Annotated in this window: 16 protein-coding genes; 8 read left to right on the top strand and 8 right to left on the bottom strand. The window is 60.0% G+C overall.

Annotated features, from left to right (window positions below; translation table 11 throughout):
* Window positions 1-12 precede the first annotated feature (12 nt).
* Window positions 13-1,293: a serine/threonine transporter gene (locus LOY56_RS11470; RefSeq protein ID WP_258621853.1), complete on the bottom strand. Its 1,281-nt coding sequence runs from the start codon at window positions 1,291-1,293 to the stop codon at window positions 13-15.
* A 459-nt stretch (window positions 1,294-1,752) separates the two neighbouring features.
* Here LOY56_RS11470 and LOY56_RS11465 point away from each other — a divergent pair, with 459 nt between their 5' ends.
* From LOY56_RS11465 to LOY56_RS11455, 3 genes are all read left to right on the top strand, one after another.
* Complete coding sequence (locus tag LOY56_RS11465; RefSeq protein WP_258621851.1) at window positions 1,753-2,724, top strand: 2-hydroxyacid dehydrogenase; 972 nt, start codon at window positions 1,753-1,755, stop codon at window positions 2,722-2,724.
* 226 nt (window positions 2,725-2,950) lie between these two features.
* On the top strand, window positions 2,951-4,018 hold the full coding sequence (locus LOY56_RS11460; RefSeq protein ID WP_258621849.1) for a phosphotransferase family protein: 1,068 nt from the start codon (window positions 2,951-2,953) through the stop codon (window positions 4,016-4,018).
* Between the two features lie 38 nt (window positions 4,019-4,056).
* Window positions 4,057-4,824, top strand: coding sequence for an SDR family oxidoreductase (locus LOY56_RS11455; RefSeq protein ID WP_258621847.1), 768 nt, complete (start codon window positions 4,057-4,059; stop codon window positions 4,822-4,824).
* A gap of 475 nt (window positions 4,825-5,299) precedes the next feature.
* On the opposite strand, the gene LOY56_RS11450 is transcribed toward LOY56_RS11455, so the two are convergent.
* The 4 genes from LOY56_RS11450 to LOY56_RS11435 all read right to left on the bottom strand — a co-directional run bounded on the left by LOY56_RS11450 (window position 5,300) and on the right by LOY56_RS11435 (window position 10,250).
* A complete protein-coding gene (locus LOY56_RS11450; RefSeq protein ID WP_258621845.1) occupies window positions 5,300-5,548 on the bottom strand; it encodes a DUF1652 domain-containing protein in 249 nt (82 codons plus the stop codon).
* 192 nt (window positions 5,549-5,740) lie between these two features.
* A complete protein-coding gene (locus LOY56_RS11445; protein WP_258621842.1) occupies window positions 5,741-7,237 on the bottom strand; it encodes a helix-turn-helix transcriptional regulator in 1,497 nt (498 codons plus the stop codon).
* 115 nt (window positions 7,238-7,352) lie between these two features.
* The gene (locus LOY56_RS11440) at window positions 7,353-8,636 is read right to left on the bottom strand and encodes a Zn-dependent hydrolase (protein WP_258621840.1); all 1,284 of its coding nucleotides are present in this window, start codon (window positions 8,634-8,636) and stop codon (window positions 7,353-7,355) included.
* 129 nt (window positions 8,637-8,765) lie between these two features.
* Window positions 8,766-10,250, bottom strand: coding sequence for an NCS1 family nucleobase:cation symporter-1 (locus LOY56_RS11435; RefSeq protein WP_258621839.1), 1,485 nt, complete (start codon window positions 10,248-10,250; stop codon window positions 8,766-8,768).
* A 623-nt stretch (window positions 10,251-10,873) separates the two neighbouring features.
* On the opposite strand from LOY56_RS11435, the gene hydA reads away from it, so the two are divergent.
* The 3 genes from hydA to preA all read left to right on the top strand — a co-directional run bounded on the left by hydA (window position 10,874) and on the right by preA (window position 15,115).
* Entirely contained in the window at window positions 10,874-12,313 is a 1,440-nt protein-coding gene (gene hydA / locus LOY56_RS11430; RefSeq protein WP_258621837.1) for a dihydropyrimidinase, read from the top strand.
* Between the two features lie 159 nt (window positions 12,314-12,472).
* Window positions 12,473-13,840, top strand: a complete 1,368-nt coding sequence (locus tag LOY56_RS11425; RefSeq protein ID WP_258621835.1) for an NAD(P)-dependent oxidoreductase — start codon at window positions 12,473-12,475, stop codon at window positions 13,838-13,840.
* Window positions 13,841-15,115 (top strand): NAD-dependent dihydropyrimidine dehydrogenase subunit PreA, encoded by a 1,275-nt coding sequence (preA, locus tag LOY56_RS11420; RefSeq protein ID WP_258621833.1) that lies wholly within the window; start codon window positions 13,841-13,843, stop codon window positions 15,113-15,115.
* 19 nt (window positions 15,116-15,134) lie between these two features.
* Here the strand turns inward: preA and LOY56_RS11415 are convergent, their stop codons facing one another.
* Window positions 15,135-15,755: a TetR/AcrR family transcriptional regulator gene (locus LOY56_RS11415; protein ID WP_258621831.1), complete on the bottom strand. Its 621-nt coding sequence runs from the start codon at window positions 15,753-15,755 to the stop codon at window positions 15,135-15,137.
* Between the two features lie 138 nt (window positions 15,756-15,893).
* On the opposite strand from LOY56_RS11415, the gene copC reads away from it, so the two are divergent.
* Both copC and copD read left to right on the top strand, forming a co-directional pair.
* The gene (gene copC / locus LOY56_RS11410) at window positions 15,894-16,259 is read left to right on the top strand and encodes a copper homeostasis periplasmic binding protein CopC (protein WP_258621829.1); all 366 of its coding nucleotides are present in this window, start codon (window positions 15,894-15,896) and stop codon (window positions 16,257-16,259) included.
* Window positions 16,260-16,262: 3 nt separating this feature from the next.
* Window positions 16,263-17,123, top strand: coding sequence for a copper homeostasis membrane protein CopD (gene copD, locus LOY56_RS11405; protein ID WP_258621827.1), 861 nt, complete (start codon window positions 16,263-16,265; stop codon window positions 17,121-17,123).
* Window positions 17,124-17,130: 7 nt separating this feature from the next.
* Here copD and LOY56_RS11400 read toward each other — a convergent pair whose 3' ends face one another.
* Entirely contained in the window at window positions 17,131-18,858 is a 1,728-nt protein-coding gene (locus tag LOY56_RS11400; RefSeq protein ID WP_258621825.1) for a NahK/ErcS family hybrid sensor histidine kinase/response regulator, read from the bottom strand.
* Window positions 18,842-20,005, bottom strand: coding sequence for an alcohol dehydrogenase-like regulatory protein ErcA (gene ercA / locus LOY56_RS11395; RefSeq protein ID WP_258621823.1), 1,164 nt, complete (start codon window positions 20,003-20,005; stop codon window positions 18,842-18,844). The genes LOY56_RS11400 and ercA overlap by 17 nt, the downstream gene beginning before the upstream one ends.
* Window positions 20,006-20,079: the final 74 nt, after the last annotated feature.

Raw genomic sequence — 20,079 nt, 5'->3', positions numbered from 1 at the left:
TCAGCATGGTGGTCAAGCAGTCAGGGAGTAGATCAACGCCGTAATCGCCACCAGGCCCACCGCCGTCACGAAGACGTTAGAGGCTTGGCCACGATAACGCGCCATGGCCGGAACCTTGCGGATCGCGTACATCGGCATCAGGAACAGGATTGCCGCGATGACCGGGCCACCGAGGGTTTCGATCATCCCCAGAATGCTCGGGTTCAGCGTGGCAACGATCCAGCAGACCACCAGCATGAACGCGGCGGTCATGCGGTCCAGCGTCTTCGGTGCCGGGCGTTTGCCGCTCTTGACGATCAGCCCCTTCAAGCCTTCACTGGCGCCGATGTAGTGGCCCAGGAACGACTTGGAAATGGCCACGAAAGCAATCAACGGCGCCGCGAAGGCGATGGTCGGGTTGCTGAAGTGGTTGGCCAGGTACGACAGGATCGACAAATTCTGCGCCTTGGCTTCCGCCAATTGCGCCGGAGACAGGGTCAGCACGCAACTGAAAACGAAGAACAGCACCATCACCACCATCAAGATATGGGCGCGTGACAGGATCTGCGAGCTGCGTTCTTGGGCATGCGCGCCATGGCGACGCTTCTGATCCACCGCGAACGCCGAGATGATCGGCGAGTGGTTGAACGAGAACACCATCACCGGAATCGCCAGCCACAGGGTGTGCAGCAACGCCGAGGGCTCAGGTAGCGTGGTGGCGGTGCTGAGGATGCCGCCATTCCAGTGCGGAACCAGGAACACCGCCAGGAACAGCAGCGCGACGATGAACGGATACACCATCAGGCTCATGGCCTTGACGATCACCTGCTCACCGCAGCGCACCACGGCCAACAGGCCGAGAATCAATACGAACGACAGCACGGCGCGCGGTGGCGGCATGATGTGCAGTTGATGCTCGAGGAAACTGCCCACGGTGTTGGTCAGGGCCACGCTGTAGATCAGCAGGATCGGGAAGATCGCGAAGAAATACAGCAACGTGATCAACGCGCCGGCCTTGATGCCGAAGTGTTCTTCCACCACTTCGGTGATGTCGGCGCCTTCGCGGCCGGACAACACAAAGCGGGTCAGGCCACGGTGTGCGTAAAACGTCATGGGGAACGCCAACAATGCCAGGATCAGCAGCGGCCAGAAGCCGCCCAGCCCCGCGTTGATCGGCAAAAACAGGGTACCGGCCCCGATTGCCGTGCCAAACAGGCCCAGCATCCAGGTGGTGTCATGGCGATTCCAGCTTTCGAGGCTCGCTGGTGTCGCCGCTACATAGCGTTCGTCGACGCTATTGGCCTGATCATTCATCCGGTCGGTTCTCCGCTTTCCGGTCACTTGCCACCCGGTCAGGACGAGTCGGAAAAAACCGACAGGCAGCGCCCTGGCCGAAACAGGGGCGCGATTGTCCGGGATTAGGCTACAGAAGCAAAGACTTAGCTGAGCAATGGTTGTGCGGATCAGATGCGGTTAGCCCGTAGGAGCGAGCGGTGCGGCGATCCGACTTGCCCGCGAAGAACGATAACGCGGTACTCCTGATGGACCGGGGCGACTGGTTCGCGGGCAAGTCGGATCGCCGCACCGCTCGCTCCTACGGATAGTGGACAAACTCCCACCATCTGCCTCGCACTGATCTAGTGTTGTCATTAGAAGGATCGCAGGCTTCGCCACCGGGAGCCAAAACCCCTGGCCATTGCCAAACCGCTCTGGAGTCAGCAATCTGAAGCGACGTTCGAGCACCCGATATTCCGCTGCCCGCAGGAGCCCAGCATGACCGCAACTGTTCTGGTACTGGTTGAAACCATCAATGAATACCTGCCGATTCTCGAACGTCAGGGGTTTTATCTGATCCTCGCCCCGACCCCGTCCGAGCGCGCCGAAGCCATTGCCCGACAGGGCGGTCAGATCGATGCGGTGCTGACGCGCGGCCCATTGGGCCTGCACGCCAATGAAATTGCCGCCCTGCCCAATCTCAAAATCATCTGCGTGATCGGCGCCGGCTACGAGCATGTCGACTTGCAAGCCGCCGCCGACCGCGGCATCACCGTCACCAATGGGGCCGGCGTCAATGCCTCTTCTGTCGCCGACCATGCCATGGCGTTGCTGCTGGCACTGGTGCGGGATATCCCTCGGGCCGATGCTGCCGTGCGTCGGGGCGAGTGGCCGAAAATCATGCGCCCTTCCCTGGCCGGCAAACGCCTGGGCATCCTCGGCCTTGGGGCCGTCGGCATCGCGATCGCCAAACGGGCCGCCAACGGCTTCGACATGAGCGTGAGCTACCACAACCGCCAGCATCGCAGCGACGTACCCTATAGCTTCTGCTCGACACCGGTCGAACTGGCACGCCACTCGGATTTCCTGATCATTGCCGCACCCGGCGGGCTCGGCACCCAACACTTGATCAACAGGCAGGTACTCGACGCTTTGGGGCCCGACGGATTTATCGTCAACATCGCGCGGGCCAGCGTGATCGTCACGGCAGACCTGATCAGCGCGCTGGAACGGCGACGGATCGCCGGTGCCGCGCTGGATGTCTTCGATAACGAACCCCAGGTGCCGGACGCTCTGAAGAGGTTGGCCAACGTAATTCTGACCCCGCATGTCGCCGGATTGTCCCCGGAAGCCACCCAAGGCACCGTGGAACTGGTCGGCAAGAACCTGACGGCGTTTTTTTCCGGTCAACCGGTCCTGACCCCGATTGCTTTACCACCGCCGACGGCAGCCACCCGGCACAATCCCTAAAGAACGTACAAAGGTACGCTGCTGGTTCAAGCGCTGGAGTGATCCTGCTGAAGCCTTATCTATATCGCAAGCAAGCCCACTCCCACCGTTTGATCGCGCGAATCAGGCGCGCTGATTATCCAGCAACACGCTAGCCTATAAGACCGTGCCGCGCTTGTGGCCACCCCGGCGCCCCCTTAGATTAGCCAATGATGTCTGGCCTCCAAAATAAGCAGAAGGGATAAGCATGGCGCTTACTGATCAGTCCACCCGTATCCGCTCCGGCGAAGAACTCGATGCCAGCCTGATCGATCCGTACCTCAAGGCGCACATTCCTGGCCTGAGCGGTTTGCCGACAATCAGCCAGTTTCCGGGCGGTGCGTCGAACCTGACTTACCTGCTGGAATACCCCGAACAGGAATTCGTCCTGCGTCGGCCACCGTTCGGTCACAAGGCCAAGTCTGCCCATGACATGGGCCGCGAATTTCGCATTCTCAATCAGCTGCGGGACTGTTTCCCTTATTGCCCCAAAGCCTACGTGCACTGCACCGACGAATCGCTAATCGGCGCCGAGTTTTATGTGATGGAACGGCTCAAGGGCATCATCCTGCGCGCCGAACTGCCGCCGGAACTGGGCCTTGATTCAGCGAAGACCGAAACCCTGTGCAAAAGCTTCATCGACAAGTTCGTGGAACTGCATCAGGTCGACTACAAGGCCTGTGGCTTGGGCGACCTCGGCAAACCCGAAGGTTATGTCGCGCGACAAATCAAAGGCTGGAGCGAGCGCTACGAAAAGGCCCTGACCCCGGATGCGCCGAAGTGGGAAGCGGTCAAGGCCTGGCTCAATGACAAAATGCCAGCCGATCACCCGACATCGAGCATCGTCCACAATGATTACCGCTTCGACAACGTGATCCTCGACCCCGAGAACCCGATGCAGATCATCGGCGTGCTGGATTGGGAGCTGACCACCCTCGGCGACCCGCTGATGGACTTGGGCAACACCCTCGCCTACTGGATCGAAGCCGACGACCCGGCGCCGGTGCAATTGATGCGCCGCCAGCCAAGCCATGCCCCCGGCATGCTGACCCGCCGTGAGTTCGTCGATTACTACGCCGAGCGCGCGGGCATCCAGATCGACAATTTCGACTTCTACTACACCTACGGCCTGTTCCGTCTGGCCGGCATCGTGCAGCAGATCTACTACCGCTTCTTCCAGGGTCAGACCCAGGACAAACGCTTCGCACAGTTCATTCACATGAACACACTGCTGGAGCAGATGAGCCTGCAAGTCATCTCGAAATCCAGCCTCTGATCACGACCGCTGATCGGGCCCCAAAACAAGGAAAAATCATGTCCAGGACTCAGTTGTTCGACCTCGACGGCAAGATCGCTTTCGTCTCAGGCGCCAGCCGCGGTATCGGTGAAGCCATCGCCAAACTGCTGGCGCAGCAAGGTGCCCACGTCATCGTCTCAAGCCGCAAACTCGAAGGCTGCCAGCACGTCGCTGACGCAATCAACGCCGCCGGCGGCAAGGCCACCGCAATCGCCTGCCACATCGGTGAAATGGAACAGATCACCCAAGTCTTCGTCGGCATTCGCGAACAGTTCGGGCGCCTGGACATTCTGGTCAACAACGCCGTGACCAATCCGCAGTTCTGCAACGTCCTGGACACCGACCTCGGCGCCTTCCAGAAAACCGTCGACGTGAACATTCGTGGCTACTTCTTCATGTCGGTGGAAGCCGGCAAGCTGATGCGCGAACACGGCGGCGGCAGCATCATCAACGTTGCCTCGATCAACGGTATCTCGCCGGGGATCTTCCAGGGCATCTACTCGGTGACCAAGGCAGCGGTGATCAACATGACCAAAGTCTTCGCCAAGGAGTGTGCGCAGTTTGGCATCCGTTGCAACGCGCTGCTGCCAGGGCTGACCGACACCCAATTCGCTTCGACGCTGGTGAAGAACGACGCCATCCTGAAAACCGCGCTGCAGCAGATTCCGCTCAAGCGTGTGGCGGATCCGAGTGAAATGGCCGGTGCGGTGTTGTACCTGGCGAGTGATGCTTCGAGCTACACGACTGGGGTTTCGTTGAATGTGGATGGCGGGTTCTTGTCCTGATCTGTTCTTGCAGATAAGAAAAGGCAGCCTCAGGAATACCTCAGGGCTGCCTTTTTGTTTAATCGGAGGACGAACCGGCCATCTTCGCCAGTGGCCAAAGGGCCACTGGCGAAACACCGAAACGCCATTACGTTGCAGCCTTGTCAGGCCTATTGAGTCACGCAACGGGTCAGGGTCGTGGTCCGGGTCACCTGCCCTTCAACCCTCATATCACCCTGCACATCGGTGTTTTCGGAGGTCTGACAGGTACGAACCGGTGGCGGTGGTGGCGTAGCGGGGGGTGGAGGCGGCGGACTGGCACAACCGCCGAGAATCGCTGCACTGAGTGCGAGCGGCAGTGGCGAAAAAACGCGTTTCCCAAGAATGTTCATAGACTGACCCGCGATAAGTGATCGACACCTTTGTGACAACAGAACAGCCCTACAAAATCCATGGACCGATCCTGGAAAAATCAGCTCGTATCCTTTTACGCTTCCTATAAAGCGCTGGACCGATGCAGGCCGCTACTTTCAAGCTCATAGCGCAACTCTTCAATCAGCCCCGCCAGCGCCTCTGGCGTGCGGAGTGTCGCCACACTCAACCCACTGACGACCAGATCCACCTGTCCCGTAGTCGGATGATAAAGCTTCACCGTCAACGAATTACCCCCTGTGAGCGCACACTCACAGGCCAATGGGGAAAAACTCCGTTCCAGTTGCATACGCAATTGCGTCAAACAAATCATCCCGATTCACCTGGGCGACGGCAGAAAATCGACTGCATTGCTGATTTATTTGCACTCATGTGGCAGTTCCTTTAGCGGCGTCAAAGAGGACGCGACACTGACCGAAGCCACGTATCGCACCCTGACAGCCTAGAAAAAGCCTCCTGCGACCAACACATGAAATTGCACCACTGCCTCTAGTGCATTTGCACCTTAACTTCCACCCTTGGAACGGCTCTCGCCGGAGAACAAACCCCGTTCGCGGGCCCATACTATCGCCTCACTCCGGCTGTGCACGTCGAGTTTGGAATACACCGTCGAAACATGATTGCGCACCGTATTAGGCGCCAGTTTCAGGCGCGCGGCGATTTCCTTGTCGGCCAAGCCTTCACAGATCAGGCCGAGCACATCGCGCTCCCGGGCGGTCAGGTCGGTGAACGACACACTGGGCAACTGCGGCGAATTGACGTTCTTCACATTGGCCAGTTTTTCGATCAGCGTGCGGCTGAACCAGGAAGCATCCTTCATCACCTCTTCGATCGCCGAGACCAGTTCCAGCTCGGTGCGTTTGCGCTCAGTAATGTCCATCAACACCAGCAGATAACAAGTGCCGTCTCGAATGTTTACGGTGTCCGCCGAGACCGCGCAATCGATCGATCCGGTGTCCTTCCTGCGCACCCTGACATCAATGCGATCAACGCGCCCGGTTTTCTCCAGGGCCGCAAACAGTCGCGTTCGGGCCTGCGCATCATCAATGAAACCGAGTTGCGCCACGGTCTTGCCGACCACCTCTTCACTGAGGTACGCGAGGGTATCGAGAAAAGCTTCGTTGACATCCATCACCACTTGATCGTCGGCACTGCACACCAGAATCGGCACCGGGGTGAGGCGAAAAGCTTTGGCGAACTGTTCTTCGCTCTGGCGCAGGGCAATTTCAGCCTTGTGCCGCAGCTCCATGTCGACGAAAGAAAACAGCATGCAATCTTCATCGTTGAGCTCAAGCGGTTGCCCGGCAACGATCACTTGTTTGCTGCCACCGTCGGGCAATTGCAGTTCGGCCTGCATCTGCGGAATGGTTGCCCCGTCACGCAAACACTGCTTGGCCAGATCCTTGTTTTCCGCACGCTCCAGTACGTCCAGTTCATAGGTCGAAACGCCGATCACCTGATCTCGGGCATAGCCGGTCATTTCCAGGAAACCCTGATTGACTTTGATGTAGCGCAAATCGCTGAGGCGACAGATCACTGCCGGGGCGGGGTTGGCATTGAAGGTCTTTTCGAAACGCTGCTCGGCGCTGGCCCATTCGGTGACGTCGTTCATGATCAGCACCCAAGACTCCGGCTCGCCAGCGCGGTCGGCAAGTACCATGCTGCGCACGCTGTGGACCCAGGTGCGCTCGTCGTTTTCCACCGGTGTCAATTCAACCAGCACATCGCTGAACACCTCGCCGCGGGCAACACGGCTGATGGGATAATTCTGCGTCGCTACCGGGTGATTGTTGCGATAGCGCAAGGCAAACCGATTCACGTACTCCTGGGCATTGGCGCCCAGCTCACCGATCCGACTGACGCCGTGCATGGCCAGCGCGGCGTCATTGGCCCAGAGAATGGTCTGGTCGAGCTCCAGCAGAATCACCCCCTCGGACAGGCCGGCGATGATCTGCTGCAACTGACGGCGATTGGTTTCGGTGGTCAGGACGTCCTGGCTCATTGGATCTCCACGATGGCGGCGGCGCACTGACGCGCTGCCCTGTGAAGATTACGACCGTTGGAGGTTCTGATAGTGCGAATGAAGCGGCCGCCGGGACCAAAAGACCCAAAGATCGTCAGACCGCAAGTTCACCACTGGCAATCGCATCCGAAGCCGCCAGCATCGCCCGCAACAACACCGCACAGCCGGCAGCCAGGTCGTCCGGCGCGGCGTTTTCGATTTCGTTGTGGCTGATGCCGCCTTCGCAAGGCACAAAGATCATCCCGGCCGGGCCGAGTTCGGCGAGGAAGATCGCGTCGTGCCCTGCTCCGCTGACGATGTCCATGTGCGACAAACCCAATCCTTGTGCGGCACCGCGTACTGCTTCGACGCAATCCTTGTCGAAGTACAGTGGCGGAAAATCGGCGGTCGGGGTCAGTTCGAACGTCAGGCCGTGTTCCTCGCAGGTGGTTTCGATGACCTCGCGAACTTCGGCGATCATTGAATCGAGTCGCGCCGGTTCCAGATGACGGAAATCCAGGGTCATGCGCACTTCGCCGGGAATCACGTTGCGCGAGCCGGGGTAGGCTTGCAGGCAGCCGACGGTGCCGCAAGCGTGGGGTTGATGGCCGAGGGCGGCGCGATTGACCGCGCCGACGATCACCGAGGCGCCGACCAGAGCATCCTTGCGCAGGTGCATCGGTGTCGGGCCGGCGTGGGCTTCGACGCCACGCAGTTTCAGGTCGAACCATTTCTGCCCGAGGGCGCCCATGACCACGCCGATGGTTTTGTGTTCGTCCTCAAGAATCGGGCCTTGCTCGATGTGGGCTTCGAAATACGCACCGACGGCGTGGCCACTGACTTTGCGCAGGCCGGCATAGCCAATGGCATTCAAGGCTTCGCCGACGGTTACGCCCTCGGCATCGACCTTGGCCAGGGTTTCTTCGAGGGTGAATTTTTCCGCGAACACGCCAGAGCCCATCATGCACGGGGCGAAGCGCGAGCCTTCTTCGTTGGTCCAGACCACCACTTCCAGCGGCGCTTCGGTTTCCACGCCCAGGTCATTGAGGGTGCGCAAGACTTCGACCCCGGCCAGCACGCCGAAGCAGCCGTCGAACTTGCCGCCGGTGGGTTGAGTGTCGATGTGGCTGCCAGTCATCACCGGCGGCAGGTTCGGGTTGCGCCCCGGACGCCGGGCGAAGATGTTGCCGACCGCGTCGATGCTAACGGTGCAGCCGGCTTCCTCGCACCAGTTCACGAAAATGTCCCGGGCCTGGCGGTCGAGGTCGGTCAGGGCCAGCCGGCAGACGCCGCCCTTGACCGTGGCACCGAGTTTGGCCAGGTCCATGAGCGACTGCCACAGACGGTCGCGGTTGATGTGCTGGTGGGTGGACTGCAGAACATCTATGGCAGCGTTCATGGTGATCTCCTCAGTTTTTCTTCTGATCGTTCCCACGCTCTGCGTGGGAATTCATCCGTGGACGCTCTGCGTCCGCTTCTGGGACGCGGAGCGTCCCGGGCTGCATTCCCACGCGGAGCGTGGGTACGATCAAACCGTGGACTTCGCGACTGACGGGGTCGGCCGCATCACGCTCAATCCGTAATAGATCAGCCCACCAAGGACCGAGCCGGTGAACCAGCCGTAGCTGTAGAACCAGCTGAACGCATCGCTGCCCAGCGACAGCAGCGTCAACGCCACCGGCACGCCGAACGCGATGAAGCCGAGCCAGTTCCACGCTGGGTAAACGTCGTCACGATAAAGGCCAGCCAAATCCAGTTGCTGCTTCTTGATCAGGAAATAGTCCACCACCATGATTCCGGCGATCGGGCCCAACAAGCTCGAATAGCCCAGCAGCCAGTTGGAATACACCGTTTCCAGGCTCAAATCCGAAACGATCAGCCCCAGCTTCTTCAACAGTTCATGGGCCATCAGCGCCAATCCGACCAGCCCCGTGAGGATTACGGCTTTGGTGCGGTTGATGATCTTGGGCGCAACGTTCTGGAAGTCGTTGGTCGGCGAAACGATGTTGGCCGCGGTGTTGGTCGACAACGTGGCGATGATGATCAGCGCCATGGCCAGTGCAACCCAGACCGGGCTCTGGATATGGCCAATCAGGGTGACCGGATCAGAAACCGTGACGCCCACCAGCTTTACCGAAGCGGCTGTCATTACCACGCCAAGGGAGGCGAACAGGAACATGGTCAGGGGCAAGCCCATGATCTGCCCGACGATCTGATCCTTCTGGCTTTTCGCATAGCGGCTGAAGTCCGGAATGTTTAGCGACAAGGTGGCCCAGAACCCGACCATCGCAGTCAGTCCAGCGGCGAAGTAACTGACCACGCTGGCCCCTTCCGGACGCTTGGCCGGGATCGCCATCAATTCGTTCATCGATATGTTCGGCATCGCCCACACCAACAGCCCCACGCCCACCAGCACCAACAACGGCGCCGAAAGGGTTTCCAGCCATTTGATCGAGTCCGCGCCGCGAATCACCACCCACAGATTCAAGGCCCAGAACAGCATGAAACCGATGACTTCACCGGTACCGCCGAGGGCTTTCCAGTCATCGAACACCGAACCGAGAAACAGGTGAATCGCCAGCCCGCCGAACATCGTCTGGATGCCGAACCAGCCGCACGCCACCAGGGCACGGATCAAGCACGGAATGTTGGAGCCGAGGATGCCGAAGGACGAGCGCAGCAACACCGGGAATGGGATGCCGTATTGGGTGCCGGGGAAGGCGTTCAGGGTCAGCGGAATCAGTACGATGATGTTGGCGAACAGAATCGCCAGCAGCGCTTCGCCGACGGTCAGGCCGAAGTAGGCAGTGAGCACGCCGCCGAGGGTGTAGGTCGGCACGCAGATCGCCATGCCGACCCATAAGGCGGTGATGTGCCATTTGTTCCAGGTTCGCTCGTGCACCTTGGTCGGTGCCATGTCGTGGTTGTAACGGGGACTGTCGAGGACATCGCTGCCGGCTTCGAGCTCGAACAAGCCGTCGCGCTCGGTCACTTGCGATCTGATCTGTTGCATGGCCGCTCCATTATTCTTTTGATTATTTTTGCTCATCGGGGGCTGGCGCGAGGCGCGCGAGCCGGACGATGGCCGGAGAAACTGACAACTTTCAGGGACGGCCAAGGTGTCAGCGGCGGCATCAATAAACGTGCCGGGTGCCCCGCTTACGCATCATGCAGTGCCATGAAATTTCGCTAACCAACTGATGTTAATCAGCTTTATTTATCCAACTATTGAATCCGCGGGTGAGTTGCCGTGCCACTCAGGCCGAATGTCAGGCAAGTTGTCCGAACAGTCAGGACTCAATCTGGTGCGTCGATCTTTTTTGAAAGACTGCGACCTCAACCATAGACCCTCCTCAAACGGCTGATTTCTCATAGAAAATCTCGTCTATTTTTGGAACCTGTCAAGTGCGTCAAAATGGTGAGAGACCTCACCATTTTGGTGATTTTCAGTTTTTTTCTTTATTTTTCAATAAATTAAAACGGTAATAAGCTTATAAAAAATATGCTTGCTCAATCGACGAACTGCAGCTAGCGTCTATTCTTGACAGCGCTGACAGGAATACACCAATTGGCGTCTGCTACCTATAAAACATTTAGAACCGGCCTCAGTCGGTCAATGCCTGCGAGGAACTCGGAATGTCTCTGTTGATCCGTGGCGCCACCGTTATTACCCATGATGAAAGTTATCGCGCCGACGTCTATTGCGCCGAGGGCGTGATCAAAGCCATCGGTGAAAACCTCGATGTTCCCGCCGATGCCGAAGTGCTCGACGGCAGCGGTCAATACCTGATGCCCGGCGGCATCGACCCGCACACTCATATGCAGTTGCCCTTCATGGGCACCGTGGCCAGCGAAGACTTTTTCAGCGGCACCGCTGCAGGGCTTGCCGGCGGCACCACCTCGATCATCGACTTCGTGATTCCCAACCCACAGCAATCGTTGATGGAGGCATTTCATCAATGGCGCGGCTGGGCGGAGAAGTCGGCGTCGGACTACGGTTTCCACGTCGCCATTACTTGGTGGAGCGAGCAGGTCCGCGAGGAAATGGCTGAGCTGGTCAGCCATCACGGGGTCAACAGCTTCAAGCATTTCATGGCCTACAAGAACGCGATCATGGCCGCCGACGATACGCTGGTGGCGAGTTTCGAACGTTGCCTGGAATTGGGCGCAGTGCCGACCGTGCACGCGGAAAACGGCGAGCTGGTCTATCACCTGCAACGCAAGTTGATGGCCCAGGGCATGACCGGGCCGGAAGCGCACCCGCTGTCGCGGCCTTCGCAGGTGGAAGGCGAAGCTGCGAGCCGGGCGATCCGCATCGCCGAAACCCTCGGCACGCCGCTGTATCTGGTACACGTTTCGACCCAGGAAGCCCTCGACGAAATCACCTATGCACGCAGCAAGGGCCAACCGGTTTACGGCGAAGTGCTGGCCGGGCATCTGCTGCTGGACGACAGCGTTTACCAACACCCGGACTGGCAGACCGCCGCCGGTTATGTGATGAGCCCGCCCTTCCGTCCTCGCGGCCATCAGGAAGCCCTTTGGCATGGCCTGCAGTCGGGCAACCTGCACACCACCGCCACCGACCACTGTTGCTTCTGCGCCGAGCAAAAAGCCGCCGGCCGTGACGACTTCAGCAAGATCCCCAACGGCACCGCCGGCATCGAAGACCGGATGGCGGTGCTCTGGGATGAAGGGGTGAATACCGGGCGCTTGTCGATGCAGCACTTCGTTGCCCTCACCTCCACCAACACCGCGAAGATCTTCAACCTCTATCCGCGCAAGGGTGCCATTCGCGTTGGCGCCGATGCCGATCTGGTGCTGTGGGACCCGGAAGGCACGCGGACGATTTCAGCCAAGACCCATCACCAGCAAGTCGACTTCAACATCTTCGAAGGCAAGACCGTGCACGGCGTGGCGAGCCACACGGTTAGCCAGGGCCGAGTGGTGTGGGTCGATGGCGATTTACGGGCCGAGCCTGGTGCCGGTCGGTACGTCGAACGGCCGGCGTATCCGGCGGTGTTTGATTTGCTGAGCAAGCGGGCTGAGAAGAACAAGCCGACGGCCGTGAAACGCTGACTTTACCAATGATCGTTCCCACGCTCTGCGTGGGAATGCAGCCCGGGACGCTCTGCGTCCCATTGGAACGCGGAGCGTCCCTTGAGGCATTCCCACGCAGAGCGTGGGAACGATCAGCTCACCAGAGGCAGTACCTCAAATAACCGTGAGGTCAACACCGTGATCAAGACTTTGAACCATCTCCCACATCCCCAAGAGGACGCGGCCGCCCTCGCCGGTCATTTCACCGATCTGGCGCCGCCACTCAACGACCGTCAGGCGCATCTGGAAGCCTCGCGTTGCCTGTATTGCTACGACGCGCCGTGCGTGAATGCCTGTCCGAGCGACATCGATATTCCGTCGTTCATTCGCAATATCCATCAGGAAAACGTTCAGGGCGCCGCGCAGAAAATCCTCTCGGCCAACATTCTCGGCGGCAGTTGTGCCCGGGTCTGTCCGACGGAGATCCTGTGCCAGCAAGCCTGCGTGCGCAACAACGCTCAGGAATGCGCGCCGGTGCTGATCGGCCTGTTGCAACGCTACGCCGTGGACAACGCACACTTCAGCGAACACCCGTTCCAGCGCGCCGCCGCAACCGGCAAGCGCATTGCCGTGGTGGGTGCCGGCCCGGCCGGTTTGTCCTGTGCGCACCGCAGCGCGATGCACGGCCACGACGTGGTGATTTTCGAGGCGCGGGAAAAGGCTGGCGGCCTCAACGAATACGGAATCGCCAAGTACAAACTGGTGGACGATTACGCGCAGAAGGAGCTTGAGTTCCTGATGGGGATTGGCGGGATCGAGATTCGCCACGGGCAGAAGCTCGGCGACAACCTGACCCTCATTGAACTGCATCAGCAATTCGACGCGGTGTTCCTCGGTCTTGGCCTGGCCGCCAGCAAACAGTTGGGGCTAGCCCACGAGGATGCCCCCGGCCTGCTCGCCGCCACCGACTACATCCGCGAACTGCGCCAGGCCGATGACCTGACGCAACTACCACTGGCCGAGCACTGCATCGTCCTCGGTGCCGGCAATACCGCCATCGACATGGCCGTGCAAATGGCCCGCCTCGGCGCTCGCGACGTGAATCTGGTGTACCGCCGTGGCGCCGAGGACATGGGCGCCACCGATCACGAACAGGACATCGCCAAAGCCAATCAGGTGCGCCTGCTGACTTGGGCGCAACCCGAAGAGGTGTTGCTCGACGATCAGGGCAACGTGCGCGGCATGCGCTTCGCTCGCACCCGGTTGGTGGAAGGTCGCCTGCAAACCACCGGCGAAACCTTCGAACTGGCCACCGATGCGATCTTCAAAGCCATCGGCCAGGCTTTCGACGGCAGCGCCCTCGCCGATCCGCTGGCCCGTGAACTCAAGCGTCAGGGCGATCGCATCCTCGTCGACGAACAGCTGCGCACCAGCATTCCCGGGGTGTATGCCGGCGGCGACTGCACCAGCCTCGATCAGGACCTCACCGTGCAGGCCGTGCAGCACGGCAAGCTGGCCGCCGAGGCCATCAACGCTCAACTCATGCTCAACGTGGAGGCTGCGTAAATGGCCGATCTCTCGATTGTTTTCGCCGGCATCAAAGCCCCCAATCCGTTCTGGCTGGCTTCCGCGCCGCCGACCGACAAAGCCTACAACGTGGTCCGCGCGTTTGAGGCTGGCTGGGGCGGCGTGGTCTGGAAAACCCTGGGTGAGGACCCGGCGGCGGTCAACGTGTCGTCGCGTTACTCGGCGCACTTCGGGGCTAATCGGGAGGTGCTTGGTTTTAACAACATTGAACTGATCACCGACCGTTCGCTGGACATCAACCTGCGGGAAATCACCCAGGTCAAAAAGGACTGGCCGGACCGTGCGCTGATCGTGTCGCTGATGGTGCCCTGTGTCGAAGAGTCGTGGAAAAACATCCTGCCGCTGGTGGAAGCCACCGGAGCCGATGGCATCGAACTGAACTTCGGCTGCCCCCACGGCATGCCGGAACGGGGCATGGGCGCAGCGGTCGGCCAGGTGCCGGAATACGTCGAACAGGTCACCCGCTGGTGCAAGACTTATTGCTCGCTGCCAGTGATCGTCAAGCTCACGCCGAACATCACCGACATCCGCGTCGCCGCCCGTGCCGCTTACCGGGGCGGGGCTGATGCGGTGTCGCTGATCAACACCATCAACTCGATCACCAGCGTCAACCTGGAACGCATGGTCGCCAATCCCGCCGTCGGCAGCCAAAGCACCCATGGCGGTTATTGCGGCTCGGCGGTGAAGCCGATTGCGCTGAACATGGTCGCCGAAATCGCCCGCGATCCGCAGACCCAAGGCTTGCCTATCTGTGGCATTGGCGGGATTGGCAGTTGGCGCGATGCGGCGGAATTCATTGCGCTGGGCAGCGGCGCGGTGCAGGTGTGCACGGCGGCGATGCTGCATGGTTTCCGGATTGTCGAGGAGATGAAGGACGGTTTATCACGCTGGATGGACAGTCAGGGCTACGCCAGCGTGTCGCAGTTTACCGGGCGAGCAGTGGGCAATACCACGGACTGGAAGTACCTGGACATGAACTATCAGGTAATTGCGAAGATTGATCAGGAGGCGTGCATTGGTTGCGGTCGTTGTCACATTGCTTGCGAAGACACCTCGCACCAGGCGATTGCGAGCCTTAAGCAGGCGGACGGGACGCATAAATATGAAGTGATCGATGATGAGTGCGTGGGGTGCAACCTGTGCCAGATCACCTGCCCGGTGCAGGATTGCATCGAGATGGTGCCGATGGAGACCGGCAAGCCGTTTCTGGATTGGGACCATGATCCGAGGAATCCGTACCATGTTGCTGTTTGATCGTTGAAGATCTTTTGACTTATGGCTCCAACCCGATCCCACGCAATATCACACTGGTCACCGTCTGCACCGCCCGCTCGAACTGCATGTCCGACAGCGGCTGGTGATCGTTAAGAATATTCACCTGGTGGTCAAAGTCGGCGTAGTGCTGGGTCGAGGCCCAGATCATGTACAGCAGGCTGGAAGGTTCCACCGGCAGGATGCGTTTGTCTTCCACCCACTGGCGAATTTTCGCTTCTTTCATCTTGGCCCAGTCGTACAGGCTGGCGTCCAGTTTCTCACCCAGTGTCGGCGCGCCGTGGATGATTTCGTTGGCCCAGACTTTCGAACCGTACGGCCGGCTGCGGGAATGATTCATCTTGGCGCGGATGTAGCTGCTGAGCACCACACGCGGGTCGTCGAACGTCTCGAAGCACAGGGCGTCCTTCTTCCAGACCTCCAGCAAACCCAGGAGCACCGCGCTGTACAGCTCACTCTTGGTGCTGAAGTAGTAATGCAGGTTGGAACGCGGCAGTTGCACTTCGGCGGCGATGTCGGCCATGGCGGTGCTGCCGAAACCTTTTTCGGCGAAGACTTTTTCGGCCCCCAGCAGGATTTTTTCGACGTTACTGCGACGAATCTCGATCTTGTGATTGCCCATGAGGGCTCCCTGACAACAGCATTGATCAAGACTAGCATCCGCTCTGGATCGGGCGACAGGGGAAAACGAAACTTCGTACAGCGCTCCAGCGACAGGTAAACTGGCCGCCTCTTTGAAACTGCCTCCGAGGTCTTCACGATGCTGCTCAAGAACGCCCTGACCACCACCGCCCTTCTCGGCTCGCTGTTCGCCGCCTCGTCAGTGTTTGCCCACGCGCACCTGAAAAGCCAGACCCCGGCGGCCGATAGCACCGTCAGCGCGCCATCGGAACTGCGTCTGAAGTTTTCTGAAGGGATTGAAGCGACGTTCACCAAAGTGACGATCAGCAAGGACGGCGCCGACGTCCCGGTAAAAAAACTCGCCACCGAAGGCAGCGACAAGAAAACCCTGATCGTCACTCCGGCCGCGCCGTTGGCCGCTGGCGATTACAAAGTCGAATGGCACGCGGTGTCGGTCGACACCCATAAAAGCGAAGGCGCCTATCGCTTCAAGGTAGGTCAGTAATTCATGACCGATGCGTTGGTGCTGTGCCGCTTTGTGCATTTCACCATGGTGCTGATGCTGTTCGGGGCCTGGGTGTTCAGGCCTCTGCTGTTGGGCCGTGAAACCGCGTGGCTGGATCCGCCGCTGGCGCGAGTGACCCGCTGGCTTACCGCTATGGCGTTAATCAGTGGCGTCGGCTGGTTGCTGCTGATCACCGCCAGCATGGCCGGCTCCGCGGACGCGGCATTCGATCCGGCGACGCTAGGCCTGGTGCTGAGCAATACCTTTTTCGGTCAGGTCTGGCGCTGGCATCTGCTGCTCAATCTGTTGCTCATGGCCCTGCTGCTGACGCCTTGGCGTTCCAGTACGTTTTGGCGCATCAGCCTTTCCAGCCTGCTGCTGGCAACGCTGGCGCCGGTCGGTCATGGCGCCATGCTCGATGGCTTGCAAGGTCAATGGCTGATCCTCAACCAGATCATTCACCTGGCCTGCGTCGGCGCCTGGCTCGGCGGGTTGATGTTGCTGGTGATAATCCTGCGCCAACCGATTGATCATCCCTTGAGCGCGATACTGCAACGCTTCAGCGGGATCGGTTACGCCTTGGTGGCGGGACTGGTGATGACCGGGCTGATCAACGTGCGGGTATTGACCGGCATGTTCTGGCCAATGCCGTTGCTATCGGGGTTTGCGCTGATCCTGTTGATCAAGGTTGTGTTGGTGGTCGGGATGTTGGGGTTGGCACTGTTCAATCGGCTGCGGATCAAGGATTGCCAGCAGCGTCCGGACTTGTTGCATACCAGCGTCGTACTGGAGTGGTTACTGGGCATTGGCGCGGTGGGCGCGGTTTCGCTACTGGGCACCCTGCCCCCGATGATTACCGCCTGAAAGATCGCTACGCCAAAAGCTGACTCAACACCGCGCGCAACTTGCCGGGCTTCACTGGTTTATTCAGCAGCGGCGCGTCGAGGCGCTGCAATGAGCGCCGACACTGATCGGTGCGGTCGGCGGTGATGATCACCGCCGGAATCGTCTGGTTGAAATGCTCGCGCAGATGCCGAACCACTTCACAGCCCACCACCCCGTGGTCGAGGTGATAGTCCGCCAGAATCAGTTCCGGCGCCTGTCCCTGCAAAGCCACCAACGCGGTGGCCTCGTCGGTGGCCGTGACCACCTCGCAGCCCCACTGCCCGAGCAGCGCGCTCATGCTTTCAAGAATGCTGACTTCATTGTCCAGCACCAACAGACGTCGGCCCGGCAGCGGGTTGCCGGTACTCGGCTGCGGCGCGACCTGACTGATCGGCAGTGGAATCTCATGGGAAATCGGCACTTCGATGCTGAACATCGAACCGCGCCCCGGCCGCGAATGCACCTGAATCTTGTAGTCGAGGATCTTCGCGATGCGTTCGACAATCGCCAGTCCCAGGCCCACGCCCTTGCGATCGGCGGCGCGCCCGACATCCAGTTGGTTGAATTCGAGGAAGATCGAGTCAAGACGATCCGCAGGAATCCCGCGCCCGGTGTCCCAGACTTCGATACGCAGCGCATCGCCCCGGCGTCTTGCCCCCAGCAGAATGCAGCCTTCGTCGGTGTAACGGCAGGCATTGCTGAGGAAGTTGCGCAGGATTCGGGTCATCAGGCGCAAGTCGGTATGAATGGCGTAATCGCCCATGCGCACCCGCAGGTTCAACCCGGCTGCCGCGGCCACCGATTGAAACTCCGAGACCAGTGGCGCGAACAATTCATCGAGGCGGTACAGGGCAATGTCCGGCTTCACCGCGGCCTGATCGAGCCGGGAAATATCCAGCAGATCGGTGAGCAAGTCTTCGGCCCCTTCCAGCGCCTGATGTGTGCGCTCCACCAGCACCTGCTCGACGTCGGGCAGTTTGCGTTCGCGCAAGGTCGAGATCAGCAAACGCGCGGCATTGAGCGGTTGCAGCAAGTCGTGACTGGCGGCCGCGAGGTATTTGTCCTTGCTGCGATTGGCCGCCTCGGCGGCATCACGGGCATCGCGTAAGGCTTCGGCGATCTGTTTGCGCTGGGTGATCTGCTGTTGCAGATTGCGGTTGGCGTCCAGCAACTCGTTGGTGCGCGCGGTGACCCGCTGCTCCAGTTCGTCATTGAGTTGTTGCAGGCGCTGTTGAGCGAGTTTTCGTTCGGTGATATCGGCGACAAAGCCCTCCACCAAACCTTCCTGATCCGGTTTGAGCAGCAAGTTCATCAATACGTCGAGGACGCTGCCGTCCTTGCGCCGCAGCTGGGTTTCATAACCTAACAAGCTGCCTTCGCGCTGAAGCATTTCGCCGATGCTTTCCAGCTCTTGCGCCCCGCCGACGAACAGCGTGCCGGCCAAGTCCGTCAGGGAAAACAGCACGTCCTGAGGGTCCTGATAGCCGAGCATCCGCGCCAGCGCCGGGTTGGCGGCGCGCATGCCTTCCTGCAGGCTGGCCTGGAAGATCCCGTGTACCGCGTTTTCGAACAGCCATTTGTAGCGGTTGCGTTCGGTTTCCAGTTCATCCAGGCGCGCGGCCAGTTCCGGGTAATGACTCTTGCGCGCCGAGTGGTTGCCTAAGCCGAGTAACCCGGCCAGCGCCCGTTGTTGCTCGTCAGAGGGCTTCGCCATAGACGACCTCGACGTCGCGCTGACTGGATTCGCGCGGGTTGGTAAGGATGCACGGGTCATCCATGGCATGTTGCGACAGGAACGGAATGTCCGCCGTACTCACCCCGTGCAGGCCCAGGGTTTCGTGGAAGCCGATGGCGTGTTTGAGGGCGATCAAGTGTTCGACCAGACGCCCGCAAATCTGCCGATGATTGAGGCCACGGCAATCAATACCGAAGGTCTCGGCAATCACCTTGAAGCGCTCCGGCGCCGAGCTGTAGTTGAACGCCACCACGTGTTCCACCAACACCGCATTGCACAGACCATGGGGCAGATCGAGGAAGCCGCCGAGGCTGTGGGACATCGCATGCACCGCGCCAAGGATCGCGTTGGAGAACGCCAGCCCGGCCTGCATGCTGCCGAGCATGATTTTTTCCCGCAGGGCGATGTCGCTGGGGTTGGCGATCATTTGCACCAGATTGCCGTTGATCAGCCGCATCGCCTCCAGCGCATGAGGGTCGGTGAGCGGCCCGTGACCGGTGGAGACAAAGGCTTCGATGGCATGGACCAACGCGTCGATGCCGGTACAGGCCGACAGGAACGGGTCCATGCTCAGGGTGGTTTCCGGGTCGATCAGCGACACGTCCGGCACTGCGGCCTTGCTGACGATGGAGAATTTCATGCGTTCTTGCTGATTGGAGATGATCACGAACTGCGACACGTCGGCCGAAGTGCCAGCGGTGGTCGGGATCAGGATCAGCGGCGGGCTGGGCATGCGCAACATGTCCACGCCCTCGAATTCGAGGATGTTGCGTCCGTGGGCGACGACGATGCCGATGCCTTTGCCGCAATCCATCGGGCTGCCGCCGCCGATCGCCACGATCACATCGCAGTGATTCTCCCGGTACAGCTCGGCGCCGAGCATGACCTCTTCGATCCGCGGGTTGGGCGAAACGTCGCTATACAAAAAGAAATCAATGCCCTGGGCTTGCAGGCTGGCCTCGACATCGGCGACCCAACCGGCGGCAATCACCCCGGGGTCGCTGACCACCAGCACTTTACGGGCGCCGAAGGTCTTGGCGTAATTACCGACGTTGTGCCGACAGCCGGCACCGAAGATGATTTCAGGCGAAACGAATTTACGCAGCTGGCTGAGATTCTGGCTCATTGGAAAGCCTGCTTTTATTGTTTTGGAAGGTAAAGTCCACACTAAAGCATCCGGCTGCGAATGCAATCAGACCA

This window comes from Pseudomonas sp. B21-048 (assembly GCF_024748615.1).
In the GTDB taxonomy this organism is placed as follows: Bacteria; Pseudomonadota; Gammaproteobacteria; order Pseudomonadales; family Pseudomonadaceae; genus Aquipseudomonas.
The sequence above is the reverse complement of the archived record's forward strand: the minus strand, read 5'-3'. Positions and strand labels throughout refer to the sequence as shown.

Coding starts and splice junctions, on each gene's coding strand:
- hydA (WP_258621837.1), top strand. CDS start 10,874: ATGTCTCTGTTGATCCGTGGCGCCACCGTTATTACCCATGATGAAAGT.
- LOY56_RS11415 (WP_258621831.1), bottom strand. CDS start 15,755: ATGGGCAATCACAAGATCGAGATTCGTCGCAGTAACGTCGAAAAAATC.
- LOY56_RS11400 (WP_258621825.1), bottom strand. CDS start 18,858: ATGGCGAAGCCCTCTGACGAGCAACAACGGGCGCTGGCCGGGTTACTC.
- copC (WP_258621829.1), top strand. CDS start 15,894: ATGCTGCTCAAGAACGCCCTGACCACCACCGCCCTTCTCGGCTCGCTG.
- LOY56_RS11455 (WP_258621847.1), top strand. CDS start 4,057: ATGTCCAGGACTCAGTTGTTCGACCTCGACGGCAAGATCGCTTTCGTC.
- LOY56_RS11445 (WP_258621842.1), bottom strand. CDS start 7,237: ATGAGCCAGGACGTCCTGACCACCGAAACCAATCGCCGTCAGTTGCAG.
- LOY56_RS11470 (WP_258621853.1), bottom strand. CDS start 1,293: ATGAATGATCAGGCCAATAGCGTCGACGAACGCTATGTAGCGGCGACA.
- LOY56_RS11450 (WP_258621845.1), bottom strand. CDS start 5,548: ATGATTTGTTTGACGCAATTGCGTATGCAACTGGAACGGAGTTTTTCC.
- LOY56_RS11435 (WP_258621839.1), bottom strand. CDS start 10,250: ATGCAACAGATCAGATCGCAAGTGACCGAGCGCGACGGCTTGTTCGAG.
- LOY56_RS11460 (WP_258621849.1), top strand. CDS start 2,951: ATGGCGCTTACTGATCAGTCCACCCGTATCCGCTCCGGCGAAGAACTC.
- preA (WP_258621833.1), top strand. CDS start 13,841: ATGGCCGATCTCTCGATTGTTTTCGCCGGCATCAAAGCCCCCAATCCG.
- copD (WP_258621827.1), top strand. CDS start 16,263: ATGACCGATGCGTTGGTGCTGTGCCGCTTTGTGCATTTCACCATGGTG.
- ercA (WP_258621823.1), bottom strand. CDS start 20,005: ATGAGCCAGAATCTCAGCCAGCTGCGTAAATTCGTTTCGCCTGAAATC.
- LOY56_RS11440 (WP_258621840.1), bottom strand. CDS start 8,636: ATGAACGCTGCCATAGATGTTCTGCAGTCCACCCACCAGCACATCAAC.
- LOY56_RS11465 (WP_258621851.1), top strand. CDS start 1,753: ATGACCGCAACTGTTCTGGTACTGGTTGAAACCATCAATGAATACCTG.